This window comes from Oxalicibacterium sp. (assembly GCF_035565035.1).
Classification (GTDB): Bacteria; Pseudomonadota; Gammaproteobacteria; order Burkholderiales; family Burkholderiaceae_D; genus Oxalicibacterium.
This window is the reverse complement of record NZ_DATMTD010000021.1, coordinates 14,485-31,335: the sequence shown is the minus strand read 5'-3', so window position 1 is coordinate 31,335 and position 16,851 is coordinate 14,485. Positions and strand designations below refer to the sequence as shown.

Annotated in this window: 13 protein-coding genes and 1 other RNA gene; 8 read left to right on the top strand and 6 right to left on the bottom strand. The window is 58.7% G+C overall.

The genetic code is table 11. From position 1 onward, the window contains the following. The 4 genes from ubiD to VN114_RS02360 all read left to right on the top strand — a co-directional run. Positions 1-1,380, top strand: a 1,380-nt coding sequence (gene ubiD, locus VN114_RS02375) for a 4-hydroxy-3-polyprenylbenzoate decarboxylase (RefSeq protein WP_325511594.1), incomplete at its 5' end; no start/stop codon positions are given. Between the two features lie 161 nt (positions 1,381-1,541). After that, positions 1,542-1,640: signal recognition particle sRNA small type (gene ffs / locus VN114_RS02370), an RNA gene on the top strand. Positions 1,641-1,902: 262 nt separating this feature from the next. After that, entirely contained in the window at positions 1,903-3,045 is a 1,143-nt protein-coding gene (locus VN114_RS02365; RefSeq protein ID WP_325511592.1) for an efflux RND transporter periplasmic adaptor subunit, read from the top strand. Positions 3,046-3,141: 96 nt separating this feature from the next. After that, entirely contained in the window at positions 3,142-6,240 is a 3,099-nt protein-coding gene (locus VN114_RS02360) for an efflux RND transporter permease subunit (RefSeq protein WP_325511590.1), read from the top strand. Here VN114_RS02360 and VN114_RS02355 read toward each other — a convergent pair whose 3' ends face one another. Continuing rightward, positions 6,241-7,902 (bottom strand): isovaleryl-CoA dehydrogenase, encoded by a 1,662-nt coding sequence (locus VN114_RS02355; protein WP_325511588.1) that lies wholly within the window; start codon positions 7,900-7,902, stop codon positions 6,241-6,243. 229 nt (positions 7,903-8,131) lie between these two features. On the opposite strand from VN114_RS02355, the gene dnaX reads away from it, so the two are divergent. From dnaX to VN114_RS02335, 4 genes are all read left to right on the top strand, one after another. Continuing rightward, positions 8,132-10,144 carry a DNA polymerase III subunit gamma/tau gene (gene dnaX, locus VN114_RS02350; RefSeq protein ID WP_325511586.1) on the top strand — a complete coding sequence of 671 codons (2,013 nt, stop codon included), beginning with the start codon at positions 8,132-8,134 and terminating at the stop codon, positions 10,142-10,144. A 49-nt stretch (positions 10,145-10,193) separates the two neighbouring features. Next, positions 10,194-10,520 carry a YbaB/EbfC family nucleoid-associated protein gene (locus VN114_RS02345; RefSeq protein WP_325511584.1) on the top strand — a complete coding sequence of 109 codons (327 nt, stop codon included), beginning with the start codon at positions 10,194-10,196 and terminating at the stop codon, positions 10,518-10,520. A gap of 11 nt (positions 10,521-10,531) precedes the next feature. Beyond that, a complete protein-coding gene (recR, locus tag VN114_RS02340) occupies positions 10,532-11,128 on the top strand; it encodes a recombination mediator RecR (RefSeq protein ID WP_325511582.1) in 597 nt (198 codons plus the stop codon). A 122-nt stretch (positions 11,129-11,250) separates the two neighbouring features. After that, entirely contained in the window at positions 11,251-12,495 is a 1,245-nt protein-coding gene (locus VN114_RS02335; protein ID WP_325511580.1) for a CaiB/BaiF CoA-transferase family protein, read from the top strand. A gap of 139 nt (positions 12,496-12,634) precedes the next feature. Here VN114_RS02335 and VN114_RS02330 read toward each other — a convergent pair whose 3' ends face one another. From VN114_RS02330 to zwf, 5 genes are all read right to left on the bottom strand, one after another. Continuing rightward, complete coding sequence (locus VN114_RS02330) at positions 12,635-12,997, bottom strand: glyoxalase superfamily protein (protein ID WP_325511578.1); 363 nt, start codon at positions 12,995-12,997, stop codon at positions 12,635-12,637. A 13-nt stretch (positions 12,998-13,010) separates the two neighbouring features. Next, a complete protein-coding gene (locus tag VN114_RS02325) occupies positions 13,011-13,328 on the bottom strand; it encodes a hypothetical protein (protein ID WP_325511576.1) in 318 nt (105 codons plus the stop codon). A gap of 82 nt (positions 13,329-13,410) precedes the next feature. After that, positions 13,411-14,346 carry a transaldolase gene (gene tal, locus VN114_RS02320; protein WP_325511572.1) on the bottom strand — a complete coding sequence of 312 codons (936 nt, stop codon included), beginning with the start codon at positions 14,344-14,346 and terminating at the stop codon, positions 13,411-13,413. Positions 14,347-14,412: 66 nt separating this feature from the next. Beyond that, complete coding sequence (locus VN114_RS02315; protein ID WP_325511570.1) at positions 14,413-15,279, bottom strand: MurR/RpiR family transcriptional regulator; 867 nt, start codon at positions 15,277-15,279, stop codon at positions 14,413-14,415. Between the two features lie 11 nt (positions 15,280-15,290). Beyond that, entirely contained in the window at positions 15,291-16,760 is a 1,470-nt protein-coding gene (zwf, locus tag VN114_RS02310) for a glucose-6-phosphate dehydrogenase (RefSeq protein ID WP_325511568.1), read from the bottom strand. Positions 16,761-16,851 lie beyond the last annotated feature (91 nt).

The following is a 16,851-nucleotide window of genomic DNA, read 5'->3' as shown; positions in this document are numbered from 1 at the left end:
TGCGATCGCACTTTGCGCGCGCAAGGGCCTGCGCTGTTATTCGAGCAGCCGACCGGGCAAAAAATTCCCGTCCTCGGCAATCTTTTCGGTACGCCGCGCCGTGTGGCGCTCGGGATGGGCGCGTCCGATGTCAGTGAACTGCGTCGTATCGGTCACGTGCTGGCGATGTTGAAGGAGCCGGAGCCGCCGAAAGGCTTCAAGGATGTGCTGGGACTGGGGACGCTGGTCAAGTCGCTGTGGGACATGGCGCCGAAGGAGCAGCGCAGCGCGCCATGCCAGGACATCGTATGGGAAGGCAACGATGTCGATCTGGCACGCCTGCCGATCCAGCATTGCTGGCCGGGCGATGTTGCTCCTCTTATTACATGGGGGCTCGTGATCACGAAAGGACCGCACAAGAAACGGCAGAATCTGGGTATATATAGACAGCAGGTGATCGGCCGTAACAAGGTGATCATGCGCTGGCTGGCCCATCGCGGTGGTGCGCTGGATTTTCGCGAACACTCTATTGTTAACAAAGGCCAGCCGTATCCCGTTGCCGTGGCGCTTGGCGCCGACCCCGCAACCATACTGGGCGCAGTGACGCCGGTGCCGGACAGTTTGTCCGAATATCAATTCGCCGGCCTGCTGCGCGGCAGCCGCACGGAGTTGGTCAAGGCGATCGGCAGCGAACTGCGCGTACCGGCTTCGGCCGAAATCGTGCTCGAAGGCCATATCTATCCTGATGAATCGCATCCGTCCGGTTACGAGCATGCGCTGGAAGGACCGTACGGCGACCACACCGGTTACTACAATGAGCAGGACACGTTCCCGGTCTTCACGATCGACCGAATCACGATGCGGCGCGATCCGATTTATCACTCCACGTATACAGGTAAACCTCCGGATGAACCGGCCGTTCTGGGCGTGGCACTGAACGAAGTGTTCATTCCATTGCTGCAAAAGCAATTCCCGGAGATCACCGATTTCTATCTGCCGCCGGAAGGTTGCAGCTATCGCATGGCCGTGGTGCAGATGAAGAAGGCGTACGCCGGCCACGCCAAGCGTGTGATGTTTGGCGTCTGGAGTTTCCTGCGTCAGTTCATGTATACGAAGTTCATCGTCGTCGTCGACGAGGACGTCGATATCCGCGACTGGAAGGAAGTGATCTGGGCCATCACCACGCGGGTCGATCCGACGCGCGACACAACGTTGGTCGACAACACGCCGATCGACTATCTGGATTTTGCTTCACCGGTCAGCGGACTCGGTAGCAAGATGGGCATCGATGCGACCAATAAATGGCCGGGAGAAACCAGCCGGGAGTGGGGACGCACGATCGAAATGAGTGATGAGGTCAAGAAACGTGTTGACCAGATCTGGCAGGAACTTGGAATCTGATTGATGGCGAACCGGCGACGTAACGTCATCGTCGAACCGGTTCGTGAAAGTCGACATGCGGGCTGCTGCAATTGTTGTCGACACGAAAGCATCAACGGTAAAAGGAAGAAAGCGCGCATTTCCCTCAGCGATCTGCCGTCATTGCTGGTAAAATGCACATCGGCGGGCCCCTGCGCATTGTGGCATGGTCAACCTGGTCAGGTCGGGAACGAAGCAGCCACAGCCATTTCCTGCAAGTGCCGTAGACAAGGCTCGCCTCTTTCTCTCAGTTGTTTCTCTTTCGGCAAAGAGTCGCCGATTCTGCCTTCCCCGTATCCTTATTTGTGAACCTGACCGTCATCGACTGGTCTGTTGGTTTGTTCGTGACCAAACAGTGGACCGACAAGCGGGCGTCGCGATCGATCGCATATTGCTGCGCCGCACGGCCGGCATGATATTCTGCCGCCGGTTACCATGCAGCTCACGAATCAGTGGGCATTCCGATTTCACAGCTGCTGTCGGCAGCGCATCGCAAGCGTGAACATGCAACAAGCAAAAAAATACATTCTGATTGGAGCTGGCGCTGCCGTGATCGTCGCGCTCGCCGGTTACGAACTGTTGGGCGGTGACCGCGCCGCACACAGGGCAAGCGACACGCAATCCGTCAAGACAGCGCTGGCCGAACAGAAGACAATTCCAGTGACCGTGCATGCGAACGGCTATGTGACGGCAATCAATACGGTCGACGTGCGTCCGCAGGTGCAGAACATCGTGCGCGAGATTCACGTCAAGGAAGGGCAGTTCGTCAAGAAAGGCCAATTGCTTTTTACGCTGGACGATCGCAGCGATCAGTCGAACCTGGAAAAGGCACGTGCGGAAGCGGAGGCCGGGCGCGCGGACCTCGCCGATGCCGAGCTGACCTTGAAGCGCAATCGCGAACTGCTGGAAAAGAATTTCGTCGCGCAATCGGTTGTCGATACTGCGCGTAACAAGGTGGAATCGCTGCGCAAGACATTGCAGGCAAATCAGGCTGCGGCACAAGCCAGTACGGTCGCGCTGGGTTACAACCGCATTGCGGCCTCGATTTCCGGCCGCATCGGTGTGATCAGCGTGCATCCAGGCAGCCTTGCGCAACCGTCGGGCGATCCGATGGTGACGATCACGCAGATTGCTCCGATCGCTGTCAGCTTCTCGCTACCGGAGCGTGAACTGTCCAATGTCACAGCGACGTATCCGAAAGGCGACGCACCGGTACAAGTGCAGTTGCCTGGACAGCCGCCAATGACCGGCAAGCTGATTTTCATCGATAACGCTGCCGATTCGCAGACCGGTACGATTCGCATGAAGGCGGAGTTCGACAACGCGTCGCAGAAGCTGTGGCCGGGAACCTACGTCAACGTCAGCCTGGTTTCACGCAATGTGGAGAATGCGGTGATGGTGCCGGCGCAAGCCGTCGTCACCGGACCCGTCGACAAGTTTATTTACGTGGTTCAACCGGACAGCACCGTAACGCAGCAAAAGATCGATGTGGTTGCAATCGAGGGCGGACAGGCCGCAGTCACCGGACTGGCCGCGGGCGCGCGGGTTGTGGTCGAGGGCTCGCAGAACCTGCGGCCCGGCACCGCCGTCACCGAAGCGAAGGAATCCGCCGCGACGACGAAAAAGCCGGCCCCTGGCACGGACTGATGAGGTTGTTCCCCGCTGTGCGCGTGGCAGAAAGGCTGGCGTGCTGAGCGTGCGTTTAATCCCGTATTTCTTTTCCACTTCCGAGTTCCGCCCATAGTGAATATCTCCGAACTCTGCATACGTCGGCCGGTAATGACGGTGTTGCTGTCGATTGCGGTCGTCGTGGTCGGACTGTTCTGCTATTTCAAGTTGCCGATCGCGGCATTGCCGAGTTACGACACGCCGGTCATCAACGTTACCGCGGTCTTGCCCGGCGCAAGCCCTGAAGTGATGGCGTCGTCCGTGGCGACGCCGCTGGAAAAACAATTCTCCACGATTGCCGGTGTCGACACGATCAGCTCCAGCAGTACGCTGGGCAATACCTCAATCGTGCTGGAGTTCGACCAGAATCGCGACATCGATGCTGCTGCGGTCGACGTGCAAGCTGCACTGCTGCGTGCACAGCGCGGCCTGCCGGAAGAGATGACGGATCTGCCGGCTTATCGCAAGGTCAATCCGGCCGATCAGGCGATTCTGCTGCTGGCACTGACGTCGCCTTCGCTCTCTCTATCCGAACTGAACGACTATGCGGAAAACCTGATTTCGCCGTCGCTGTCGACGATCGATGGCGTGGCGCAGGTGCAGGTTTACGGTCAGCGTCGTTATGCCGTACGCGTCAAGATCAAGCCGGACGAACTGGCGGCACGCAACATGACGCTGGACGAACTGGCCTCAGCAATCCACTCCGCCAATGCCAATTCGCCGGTCGGTGTACTCGACGGCCCGCGTCAGACGCTGACGATTCAAGCCAACAGGCAATTGCAGAATGCCGAAGCGTTCAGCAATCTGATCATCGCCAGCAACAATGGCCAGGCCACGCGGCTGAAGGATGTGGCGACGGTCGAAGACAGCGTCGAAGCGACGAAGAGCGGGAGCTGGGCCAACGGCGAACCGTCGATCGTGCTGGCGGTGCAGCGTCAGCCGAATGCCAATACCGTCGCGGTGGTCGATGCGGTCAAGCACACGCTGCCGCAGTTCAAGTCGCAGATGCCGGCATCGATCGAACTGCAGGTTTTGAACGATCGTTCCGTCTCGATTCGTGAGGCGATTCACGACGTCAACTTCACGCTGGCGTTGACCATCGTGCTGGTGGTGCTGGTGATCTTCCTTTTCCTGAAGCGCCTGACGGCGACGATGATTCCGGTACTGTCGCTGCCGATTTCATTGATCGGCTGTTGCGCATTGATGTACTGGCTTGGTTACAGCCTGGATAACGTGTCGCTGCTCGGCATCACGATTGCGGTCGGACTCGTTGTCGACGATGCGATCGTGATGCTGGAAAATATCGTGCGGCACATAGAGGCCGGCATGGATCCGCTGACAGCAGCACTGAAAGGTTCGCGCGAAGTCAGTTTCACGATCATTTCGATTTCGATTTCGCTGGTTGCGGTATTCATTCCGATTTTCTTCATGCCGGGCGTGATTGGTTTGCTGTTCCATGAATTCGCTGCAGTGGTATCGCTGGCGGTGATGGTTTCTGCCGTGATGTCGCTGACGCTGGTGCCGATGCTGTGCAGCCGGATTCTGAAACATGAAAAGGAAGCGCAAGAACATACGCACGCAAAAGAAAATCGGATCAGCCGTGCGTTCGAAACATTGTTCAATCGCACGCTGGCCGGTTATACGCGCGCTCTCGACTGGTCGCTCGCACACCACAAGGCGATTTTGTGGCTGGCGGTTGCCACGTTCCTTATGACTGCGTGGCTGTTCATCACGATTCCGAAAGGCTTTTTCCCGGTCGAGGATATCGGCCAGATCAGTGTGACGGTCGAAGGCCCGGAAGATGCGTCGTATCCAACAATGGTAAAACTGGTGATGCAGGCGACGGACATCATCCAGAACGATCCGAATGTGGCGACTACCACATCGCGCGTGCGGGACAGCAATGCAGGCAGCCTGTTCATCGGACTCAAGCCGCGCAGCGAGCGCGCATCGATGGATAACGTATTGCGCGATCTGCGGCGCAAGGTCAGTGCGATTCCCGGCGTGACCGTGTACATGACGCCGGTGCAGAACCTGCGTCTCGGCGGCCGTTCTTCGAAGAGTCAGTATCAGTTCGTGTTGCAGAGCGTGCGGGCCGGCGAGCTGAATGAATGGGCGGAAAAAATGCAGGCAAAGATGCGTGCCGCCCATGTCTTCATCGACGTTACCAGCGATTCGCAACTGAAGGGTTTGCAGGCGCAGGTCGATATCAATCGCGATCGCGCCAACGAAGCGGGCATCGGCATTCAGGATATTCGCACTGCGTTGTACAGCGCCTATGGCGATCGTCAGATTTCGACAATCTATACCAGCAGCAACAGTTATTCGGTGATTCTGCAGGATGAAAGTGTCGGCAATCTGGACGAGTCGGCATTGAGCAAAATCTACCTGCGCGGCAAGAGCGGGGCGCTGGTGCCGCTGTTGAGCGTGGCAACCGTCAAGCGTACGGCGGGTCCGATTTCCGTCAATCATCAGGGGCAGCTGCAGGCGGTTACGCTGTCGTTCAATCTCGCACCCGGTGTGCCGCTCGGCGAGGCGACGAACATGATCGATCAGATCAAGAAAGAGATCAATCTGCCGACCAGCATCGTGACCAACTATGCCGGCGATGCGGCGGTGTTCCAGTCGTCGCAGGGCAGCCAGGCCGCCCTGATCGTGCTGGCATTGGTGGTCATTTATATTCTGCTCGGCGTCCTGTACGAAAGCTACATCCATCCGATCACGATTCTCGCGGGCTTGCCATCAGCGGCAGTGGGCGCATTGCTGACGCTGCGCATTTTCGGATTCGAGCTGACGATGATCGCGATGATCGGCATTCTGCTGCTGATCGGTCTGGTGAAGAAAAACGCGATCATGATGATCGACTTTGCACTGGAAGCGCAGCGCAACGAAGGCATGACGCCGGCGCAGGCGATTCGCTCGGCATGCATTCTGCGTTTTCGTCCGATCATGATGACGACGCTGGCAGCGGCAGTCGGCGCATTGCCGATCGCGCTGGGACTCGGTGCCGGCGCTGAATTGCGTCAGCCGTTGGGGCTTGCGGTCGTTGGCGGATTGCTGGTGTCGCAGGTGATCACCTTGCTGATCACGCCGGTGATCTACCTGTTCTTCGACCGTTTCAGCGGCAGCGGTCCGCTGCAGATTACGCCGGAGCAGGAAGCGGCAGCACGCTGATCAAGCGGTTGCGGGCCATGCGCGTTGCAGGATCTGCTGCAATGTTTCGTTGTTCATGACGGGCAGCGTTCCGAAGACGCGACCGGATGCGGCATCGCTGCGACTGGCAATGAAGACATCGGCAGAAGAGGCCGGTGCATATTGCAGCATCAGGCAACCTTGTGCCACGAGTGCCAATTGCTGGGCGATGCGGCGCGCCTGCATTTCCGAAGGGGACATCGTCAACATCTTGCGTAAATTGTCCGTCATCGCACGCAGGCCGTCGTGTGCCGCGGCGCGATTGCTGAAATCCTGCAGCAGCAGGGAAAAACCTTCCGGTTCGCGCGCGATGGCGCGCAAAACATCCAGACACATCACGTTGCCGGAACCTTCCCAGATCGAATTGACCGGTGCTTCACGCAGCATGCGCGCCATCGGCGCTTCTTCGACGTAACCGTTGCCACCCCAGACTTCCATGCACTCGCCGCAGAATTCGATGGCGCGTTTGCAGATCCAGAACTTGGCGGCAGGTGTGAGAATGCGCCGCCATGCACATTCCAGCGCGTTGTCGTTCATCAGATCGCACGACGCATCGACTGCGCGCGCCAGACGCAGCATTAGATGAGTGGCGGCTTCGCTTTCCAGTGCCAGATCGGCCAGCACGTTCTGCATCAACGCTTGTTCGGCCAGCAGGCGACCGAACGCGCTGCGATGCCGGGCATGGTGTATCGCCTGCACCAGCGCGTGACGCATCAGTCCGGCGCTGCCGATTACGCAATCGAGGCGCGTGCGATTGGCCATGTCGATGATGGTCGGAATGCCGCGACCTTCTTCGCCGACCATCACGCCCCACGCATCGTGGAATTCGACTTCACCGCTGGCGTTGGAACGATTGCCGAGTTTGTCTTTCAGGCGTTGAATCAACACCGTATTCTTGACGCCGTCGGGTCGCCAGCGTGGCACGAAGAAGCAGGACAGTCCATCATCGGCCTGTGCCAGTACCAGGTGCGCATCGCAAGTCGGCACCGAGAAAAACCATTTGTGTCCGGTCAGCAGATAAGGTGCGCAGCGACCGCTGCCGTCGATTGCGCGTGCATGCGTTGTGTTGCTGCGCACATCGGATCCTCCCTGTTTTTCCGTCATGCCCATGCCGATCATGATCGAGCGCTTTTGTGCGATCGGCAGGTCGCGCGCATCGTGCTCGCGTGAAAACAGTTTCGCTTCCAGTTCGCCAAACAGGGCCGGTTCCTTCTGCAACAGCGGGATGGCGGCAAAAGTCATCGTGATCGGACACAGCGAGCCGGATTCGAGTTGCGCCTGCAGGAAATAACCGGCGGTGCGTGCAAGATGCGCGCCGTCACGCGGTTCGCTCCACGGTAGTGCCTGCAGATTCTCGCGCCGCTGCATGGCGAGCAACTGATGCCAGGCAGAATGAAATTCGACGGCATCAATGCGATTGCCGACACGATCGTGCGTATGCAGTTCAGGTAAATGATGGTTGGCCTGAGCGGCAATGTCGCGCATGGCGCACGTACCGAGTTCTGCACCGCTGCGGATCAGGTCGTGTTCATGCCAGCCGGCGTCGCGCCGGACGGCATCGACCAGCGCCTGATCGGTGGTGAACAGATTGCAGTCGGGCAGATCGGGAACCTGATTGGCGACGTCGTGGGTGGGCCATTGCATGTATGTTCCTTTCCGACAGTTTTGCGCAGAGGAGGGAGGCGGAAAATGATTCCGGCGTCCTTCCATTGTTGTAGCGCACATCCGCCGGAATTGCCAGTCTGTACAGGAGAACGGGACGGAAACCCGACGGCAGCGCAGAAACGGTGCGACTCTGTAAATCCGGCCCGGCTGTCAGGTAAAATGCGGTTTGCCTTTGTTGCATTCTTCTCATCCATCGCGAACGGTCTCCATGTCCTATCAAGTTCTCGCCCGCAAATACCGTCCGAAAAGCTTCGACACGCTGGTCGGGCAGGAGCACGTCGTGCGCGCGCTGACCCACGCGCTGGAGAACAAGCGGTTGCACCACGCCTATCTGTTCACCGGTACGCGCGGCGTTGGCAAGACCACGCTGTCGCGTATCCTGGCCAAGTCGTTCAACTGCATCGGCACCGATGGCAACGGCGATATCACGGCTACGCCGTGCGGTGTCTGCGAAGCCTGCGTGGCGATCGACGCCGGTCGTTTCGTCGATTACATCGAGATGGACGCGGCATCCAATCGCGGCGTCGACGAAATGGCGCAATTGCTGGAACAGGCAATCTACGCACCGTCCAATGCACGCTTCAAGGTCTACATGATCGACGAGGTGCACATGCTGACGAACCACGCTTTCAACTCGATGTTGAAAACGCTGGAAGAGCCGCCGGAACACGTCAAGTTCATCCTCGCGACCACCGATCCGCAAAAGATTCCGGTGACCGTGTTGTCGCGCTGCCTGCAATTCAACTTGAAGCAGATGCCGCCGGGCCACATCGTGTCGCATCTCGAAAACATCCTCGGACAGGAAACCATCGAATTCGAAACGCCGGCGCTGCGACTGCTGGCGCAAGGCGCGCACGGTTCGATGCGCGACGCCCTGTCGCTGACCGATCAGGCAATCGCCTATGCGGCCGGCAAGGTCACGCTGGAAGCGGTGCAGGGCATGCTCGGCGCGCTCGATCAGTCGTTCCTGGTGCGCATCCTTGATGCGCTGGCACAGAAGGATGGTGCGGGCCTGCTGGCGGTAGCCGACGACATGGCGACACGCAGCCTGTCGTATAACGCTGCACTGCAGGATCTCGGTTCGCTGCTGCATCGGATTGCACTGGCGCAGACGGTACCGTCCGCCGTTCCCGAAGATCTGCCGGAGCGCGAAGATGTCCTGCGTCTGGCCGGTCTGTTCGATGCGGAAGAGATTCAACTGTTTTATCAGATTGCCGTACATGGCCGCAACGAACTGGGACTGGCGCCGGATGAATACGCCGGCTTCTCGATGACCTTGCTGCGAATGCTGGCGTTCCGCCCCGGCTTCGGTCCGTCGGAAGCGAAAATTGCAGTCCCTTCGACACCGACGACAAACCGTCCGTCGATGCCTGCACAGGCGTCCGCACCCGCAGCGCGCCTGAACGCAGCGCCACAGGCAGCAATGACCAGTGCACATGTCAGCGCACCCGCGGCACGTCCGAATGGGGGCATCAGCCCGGCACGTGCAGCGCTCGAAGCTGCGCGCTCCGGCATGAAGACGCCGACAGCTGCGGCACGGCCGTCGATGCCGGCCCCGGCGACGGCATCGCCCGCTGTTGCACAGACGGCGGCGCGTTTCGAACAGGCGCCGCCGATGGATTTGCCGGATTTGCCACCGGCGCCGCCTTGGGACGACGATGCGTCGTCGATGCAGAGCACCAACGATTTCTCGCAGCCTTCGGCTCAAAAAAAAACTGAACAGCAATCCGCACGGCCTTTAGCAGCGGAGGCGGTACCAGTCACGCCGGCGATTTCCGCCCCTGCGCCAGGTTCTGCTCCCGCTCGACCATTCGTGCCGCAGCCGGTCGACAGCCTGCAATGGGACGGCAACTGGCCATCGCTGGCAGCAGGTCTGCCGGTGCGCGGCGTTGCGCAGCAACTGGCATTGCAAAGCGAATTATTGAAATGCGAAGTCGATGGCAACGCCGTGCAGTTCGACCTGCAGGTTCCGGTCGATACCCTGATGGCCGCCGGTAGTATTGAAAAACTCAATGCCGCATTGACCGAACATTTCGGCAAGCCGGTTCGCGTCAATGCGAAGGTCGGCGCCGTACAGCACACCGCGAGCGCGGCAGCGCAAGCCGATCGCGCCGAGCGACAGCGCGAAGCGGAACAGTCGATGCAGGACGATCCTTTCGTACAGAAGATGATGCGGGAATTCGGTGCCACCATCGTGCCGGGTTCGGTACGACCGGTCTGAACGTATTCCTATTTGTTTTGATTCCGATTATTCAGAGGAGCAGCACACCATGATGAAAAACCAACTGGCAGGCCTGATGAAGCAGGCGCAGGCAATGCAGGACAACATGAAGAAGATGCAGGATCAGCTGGCGGCGATCGAGGTCGAAGGCCAGTCTGGTGCCGGTCTCGTCAAGGTCGTGATGAGCTGCAAGAACGACGTCAAGCGCGTATCGATCGATCCGTCACTGCTGGGCGACGACAAGGACATGCTGGAAGATCTGGTTGCCGCTGCATTCAACGATGCCGTGCGCAAGGCCGAAGCAACCTCGCAGGAAAAAATGGCAGGCGTGACTGCCGGCATGCCGTTGCCACCCGGCTTCAAAATGCCTTTCTAAAATCGGCACGAGTGAAAACAACTTCCAGTCTCGATTTTCTGACGGAAGCCCTGCGTCGTCTTCCCGGCGTCGGGCCCAAGTCGGCGCAGCGCATGGCGTATCACCTGATGCAGCATGACCGCGACGGCGCCGCGCAGCTCGGTCGTGCCTTGTCGCAAGCCGTGGACAAGGTCCGGCACTGTGCAATGTGCAATACCTTCACCGAAAACGAAATCTGCGAAACCTGTCTCGACCCCGAACGCAATGCTGCCTTGCTGTGCGTGGTTGAAACGCCGGGCGATCAGTTGATGATCGAACAGACGCTGACGTACAAGGGTTTGTATTTTGTGCTGATGGGGCGCCTGTCGCCGCTCGATGGCATCGGCCCGCACGATATTCATCTCGATAAACTGGTCACGCGTGCCACCGACGGGATCGTGCAGGAAGTTGTGCTGGCGACCAATTTCACCAACGAAGGCGAAGCCACCGCGCATTACATCAGCGAAACGCTGAAGGCGCGCGGGTTGAAGGTCAGCCGCCTCGCACGGGGTGTACCGGTGGGCGGCGAACTGGAATACGTGGATGCCGGCACCATCGCGCGCGCCATGCTGGACCGCCGCTCGACCTGATCGTCTGGCAAGTGTATTGTCTGGGCCATCACATGGCGATGCGGTTCGAACGTACTTCCGAGTCTCGAAGCCCAACTGCGTGAACTTCGCATATCCACACGTAAATCCGGATATAAAACTACATGAAAAACACGGCATCATCCGGTCCGCTGGCCGGCATCAAGGTACTGGAACTGGGCACACTGATCGCAGGACCGTTCTGTTCACGCATGCTGGCCGAGTTCGGTGCGGACGTGATCAAGATTGAATCGCCGGATGGCGGCGACCCGATTCGCCAGTGGCGCGTGCTGAAAGACGGCACATCGTTGTGGTGGTCGGTACAGGCACGCAACAAGAAAAGCCTGACGTTGAATCTGAAGGATCTGCGCGGCCAGGAGATTGCACGCCAGCTCGCACTGGAAGCCGACATCATCATCGAGAACTATCGTCCCGGCGTGCTGGAAAAATGGTCGCTCGGCTACGAACAACTGAAGGCAATCAACCCCGCAACCATCATGGTGCGCCTGTCCGGTTTCGGCCAGACCGGGCCGTTGAAGGATCAGCCCGGTTTCGGTGCGATTGGCGAGTCGATGGGCGGCTTGCGCTACGTTTCCGGCTTTCCCGACCGTCCGCCGCTGCGCGTCGGCATCTCGATCGGCGATTCGGTCGCGGCATTGCACGGCGTTATCGGCGCGATGATGGCGCTGCGGCATCGCGATGTGACCGGCGGCAAATGGAACGGCAAATCGGGCGATGAACTGGTTGCAGGTCAGGGGCAGATGATTGACGTCGCCTTGTACGAAGCCGTCTTCAACATGATGGAATCGCTGGTGCCGGAATACGATGTCGCCGGTGTCGTGCGCGAACGCACTGGCGGAGCCTTGCCGGGCATCGTGCCGTCGAATACCTACACGACCGGCGATGGCGAAAACATTGTCATCGCCGGCAATGGCGACGCGATCTTCAAACGCCTGATGCTGGCAATGAAGCGCGACGACATGGCCAACGATCCGCAACTGGCGCGCAACGACGGGCGCGTGCCGCGCACCGTGGAAATCGACGAAGCCATCCAGTCATGGTGTGCGACACAGACGATCGAAAGCGCGCTGGATATCCTGCAAAAAGCCGATGTGCCGGTCGGAAAAATCTATTCCGTGCGCGACATGATGAGCGATCCCCAATTTCTCGCACGTCGCATGTTCGAACAGCACGCCTTTGCCGACGGTACACCGGTCAAGCTGCCGGCAATCACGCCGAAGCTCTCTGCCACGCCGGGCGAAACAAAATGGCTGGGTCCGGCACTGGGCGAACACACGGATGAAGTATTGCGCACGCTGGGTTACGATGACGCTGGGATCGCGGCACTGCGCCGCGACGGCGTGGTTTGATTTCCGATATCAAGAAAAACAGGGGGATGAAAATGAGCAAGAATTTCTTGAAACAGTTCTTGATTGCGCTGGTGCTTTTTCTGCTTGGCTACTGGACGTTCAACGGCCTGATCTTCAACTGATCCCGATTTAACTGCGATCAGTTGTCAGATATGAAGACCAACCTGTTGCCAAAGGGATCGCGGACCGCCATCTCACGCGTCCCCCAAGGCGTGCTCTCTATACCAGGCTTCATGTAGCGGTAATTTTTCGCAGTCAGTTCGGCATGAAATTCTTCGAGGCCGCTGGTTGCGATCCTCACTGCGGCGCCGGGGCTGCAATCGCCGTGATGCTCGCTCAGGTGCAGCACGCATCCATCTCGGGAAAGCTGCATATACAACGGAAAGTTTTCTTCGAATCGATGTTCCCAGTCGATTGTGAATCCCAGAAATCCCGTGTAGAACTCTCCGGCTTTTTCCACATCGAAAATACGCAGAATCGGCGTGACCTGACTGAATTGCATGGCGTTTCGTGGTTTATTTTGTCAGCAGCACACTGGCTGCAGTGATCAGACTGATGATGGAAAGCGCAGTGGCAATATTGGCGCGTCGCGCAATTGCCGAACTCGATACCGTCACGTTCTGCAATTGTTCTATGGTTTCCTGCAGCAGTTTGGCCTGTTCCATTTCCAGCGATTCGTAATATTCGAGTCGCTTGATGATGGCGGCAACTTGTTCCGATTCGGTGCCGGACGGATCGATTTTGGGTGATCTGTCGGCTTTCTTGAACAGTCGGCTCGCCGCGTCGATCAATCCCGGCAGGGCGGTGATGATGGTTGTCCACGGTACAGGCATGCTTTTTCCTTTCTGAATTTATTCCCGAATTTATTTCCGAAAATCGCAGGAAGAGCGCTTGCCGTTTTCGACGACGAGCTTTCTAGCGCAGCGCTTCGACCAGCTTGTCCAGCTTCACCGCGTCCACGCAGAATGCGCGAATGCCTTCCGCCAGTTTTTCCGTCGCCATTGCATCGTCGTTCAACATGCGGCGGAAGGTTTTTTCATCCAGCGTCAGTTTTTCCATGTCGGCGTTTTGCGCTTCGGCAGGGCTGAGTTTGCGTGTCAGCGATGCAACGGACTCGGCCAGTTTCTGCAGCAGTTCCGGGCTGATCGTCAGCAGGTCGCAACCAGCGAGTTCAACGATCTGCGACGTGTTGCGGAAACTGGCACCCATGACTTCCGTTTTGTAGCCGAACTTCCGGTAATAGGTGTAGATGCGCTTGACTGATTGCACGCCGGGATCGTCGGCACCGCTGTAGTCGGTGCCGGTCGATTTTTTGTACCAGTCATAGATGCGCCCGACGAATGGCGAGATCAGCTGCACGCCGGCATCGGCACAGGCGATCGCCTGCGGCAATGAAAACAGCAGCGTCAGGTTGCAGTGGATGCCTTCTTTCTCCAGGATCTGCGCGGCACGTATGCCTTCCCAGGTGGAGGCAATCTTGATCAGCACGCGGTCACGCGAAATACCGGCCTCTTCGTACAGGCGAATCAATGCGCGACCTTTCTGCACCGAACCTTCGGTATCGAACGACAGACGCGCATCGGTTTCGGTGGAGACGCGGCCAGGAATGATTTTCAGAATCTCGCGACCGAAGGCAACCAGCAGATGATCGATGATGTCTTCGGTAGACTTGCCGGCGTGGTCGCGTGCAACCTGTTCCATGATCGGACGATATTCCTCCTTCTGCACCGCCTTCAGGATGAGCGACGGATTGGTGGTGGCATCCTGCGGTGCAAAGGCCTGGATCGACTGGAAGTCGCCGGTGTCGGCAACGATGGTGGTGTACTGCTTCAGTTGTTCGAGCTGGTTCATGACGGTCTCTGTTTATCTTTATGTGCGTGAATTCTATTGTACGGAATGTCGTGCTGTGCTTGTGCGTCAATCGTCGGATGATGCCTGCAGGAATGAATCGAACTGCATTTCGATTTTCTGCAGCGCTTTCTGCGCATTATTGATCTTGCGACGCCGATCCGGCGGCAGGCGCAGGGCGAGGCCGACGGCGAGGATATCGATGACCACCAGATAGGCGAGTCGTGCCGAAATCGGCGTGTACGGATCGGTGTGAAAGTGCAGATCGATCGGAATCAGCGCAGTGCCAAGTTCGGCCAGCGGCGTGCCGCTCGGCGCAAGGACGACGACATCGGCACCGGACGCACGTGCGAGCTGCACGCTGCGCAGCAATGCCGGGCTGTTGCCCCGCTGCGAGATGGCGACGACCGCATCGCCTTTCTTCAGCAGCGATGCGGAGATGCTGTGAATGTGCGGATCGGCGTAGGCTACGGTCGGGATGCCGGAACGAAAGAACTTGTGCTGTGCATCGGCGGCGATGATGCCGGACGTTCCCTGACCGTAAAACTCGATGCGGCCGGCGCGGGAAAGGATCTGCAATGCCTGTTCGATGGCATTGGCATCAAGGCTGTTGCGCAGGTCAAGCAGTGTATTGATCGAACGGCCGCAGATCTTGTTGACGAGATCCGCAGCAAGGTCCTCCAGCGCTGGCGATTCATCGGCACCGGGCGACAGTGCGAGGCCTTGTGCCAGTTTCAATTTGAAAGCGTGCCAGCCATCGAAGCCGATTGCACGACAAAAGCGTACGACGGTCGGCTCCGACACGTCGGCTTTTTGTGCGAGGGTGGAGATGTTGGCGCCGATGGCCAACTCGGGCTGCTCCAGCACGGCGAGGGCGACTTTCTTTTCCGAACGGGAAAGCGAGTCGTACTGCGTGCGTATGGAGTCAAGCAGCATGCAGGTCCCGATTATTCGGGCAGGACTTCTTCGCGCCACTGCAGGCCGTCACGGCCGATCAGGGCGCTTGCCGCGGCCGGGCCCCAGCTGCCGGATGAATACGGAATCGGTTCGTTGCCATCCTGTTCCCAGTGCCGCAGGATGGGTTCGACCCATTCCCATGCCGCTTCCAGTTCGTCGCTGCGCATGAACAGCGTCAGGTGGCCGCGCAGCACATCCAGCAGCAGACGCTCGTAGGCGTCCATGCGTGGCGTCTTGAACGTTTCGGAAAAATCGAGTTCCAGTTCGACAGGCTTCAGGCGCATGCCGTCACCGGGCGTTTTCGCCATCAGGTTCAGTTGCAGGCCGTCGTCAGGTTGCAGGCGGATCACCAGACAGTTCGGCACGAAGCTGCTGGCCGATTGCGCAAAGATCGAATGCGGCAGCGACTTGAAGCGCACGACGATTTCCGCCAACTGATCTGCCATGCGCTTGCCGGTGCGCAGATAGAACGGCACGCCGGCCCAGCGCCAGGTATCGATTTCGGCTTTGACGGCGACGAAGGTTTCGGTATTCGAATCGGGGTCGGCACCGGTTTCCTGCCGATAGGCGGGGACGGCCTTGCCCTCGACGTGACCGCTACGATACTGGCCGCGTACGACATTGCGCGACAGCGTGGTCGGTGTGAACGGTTTGAGCGAACGCAGCACTTTCAGTTTCTCGTCACGCACGGCATCGGCGCCGACCGACAGCGGCGGTTCCATTGCGGTGATGCACAACAGTTGCAGCAAATGGTTCTGCATCATGTCGCGCAATGCGCCGGACGTTTCGTAATAACCCATGCGATTGCCGACACCGATTTCCTCGGCGATCGTGATCTGCACGTCGGAAATCCATTCGCGTCGCCACAGCGGTTCGAACAGCACATTGCCGAAGCGGAGCGCCAGCAGATTCTGCACGGCTTCCTTGCCCAGATAGTGGTCGATACGGAAGATCTGCGATTCCTTGAAGACCTTGCCGACTTCCAGGTTGATCTGCTTGGCGCTTTCAAGGTCGCGTCCCAGCGGCTTTTCCAGGACGACACGGGAATTTTCCGTGGCGAGATTGCGTTCGGCAAGGTTGTGGCAGATCTGCGCGAACAGCGTCGGCGACACGGCGAGATAAAAAACACGCGTCAGGTTCGCGTCGTTGCGCAACGCATCGACCAGCGGCTGGTAGGTTGTCGCATCCGTTGCGTCGAGCGATACGTAACGCACGCGTGCACAGAATTTCTCCCATGCCGCCTGTGCGAAGGCTTTCTCGACGATGTGCGGTCTGGCGTTTTCGTTCAGTGCGTTGACGAATTCGGAATCGCTCCACGGGTGACGACCGACGCAGATGATCTGCGCGTTCGGTGGCAGATCGCCGGCGCGATCGCGGGCGTACAGCGCAGGGATCAGTTTGCGCATCGACAGGTCGCCGCCGCCGCCGAACAGGACAAGATCAAAATCGGTAAGTGCCATGATGGAAGAGAGTTTTCTGAATATCTAATGAGTGAATGTTCGTCTGCACGTTAGCAGGAGTTTGATCGGGCGGCAATCTTCCGGAAGGCAG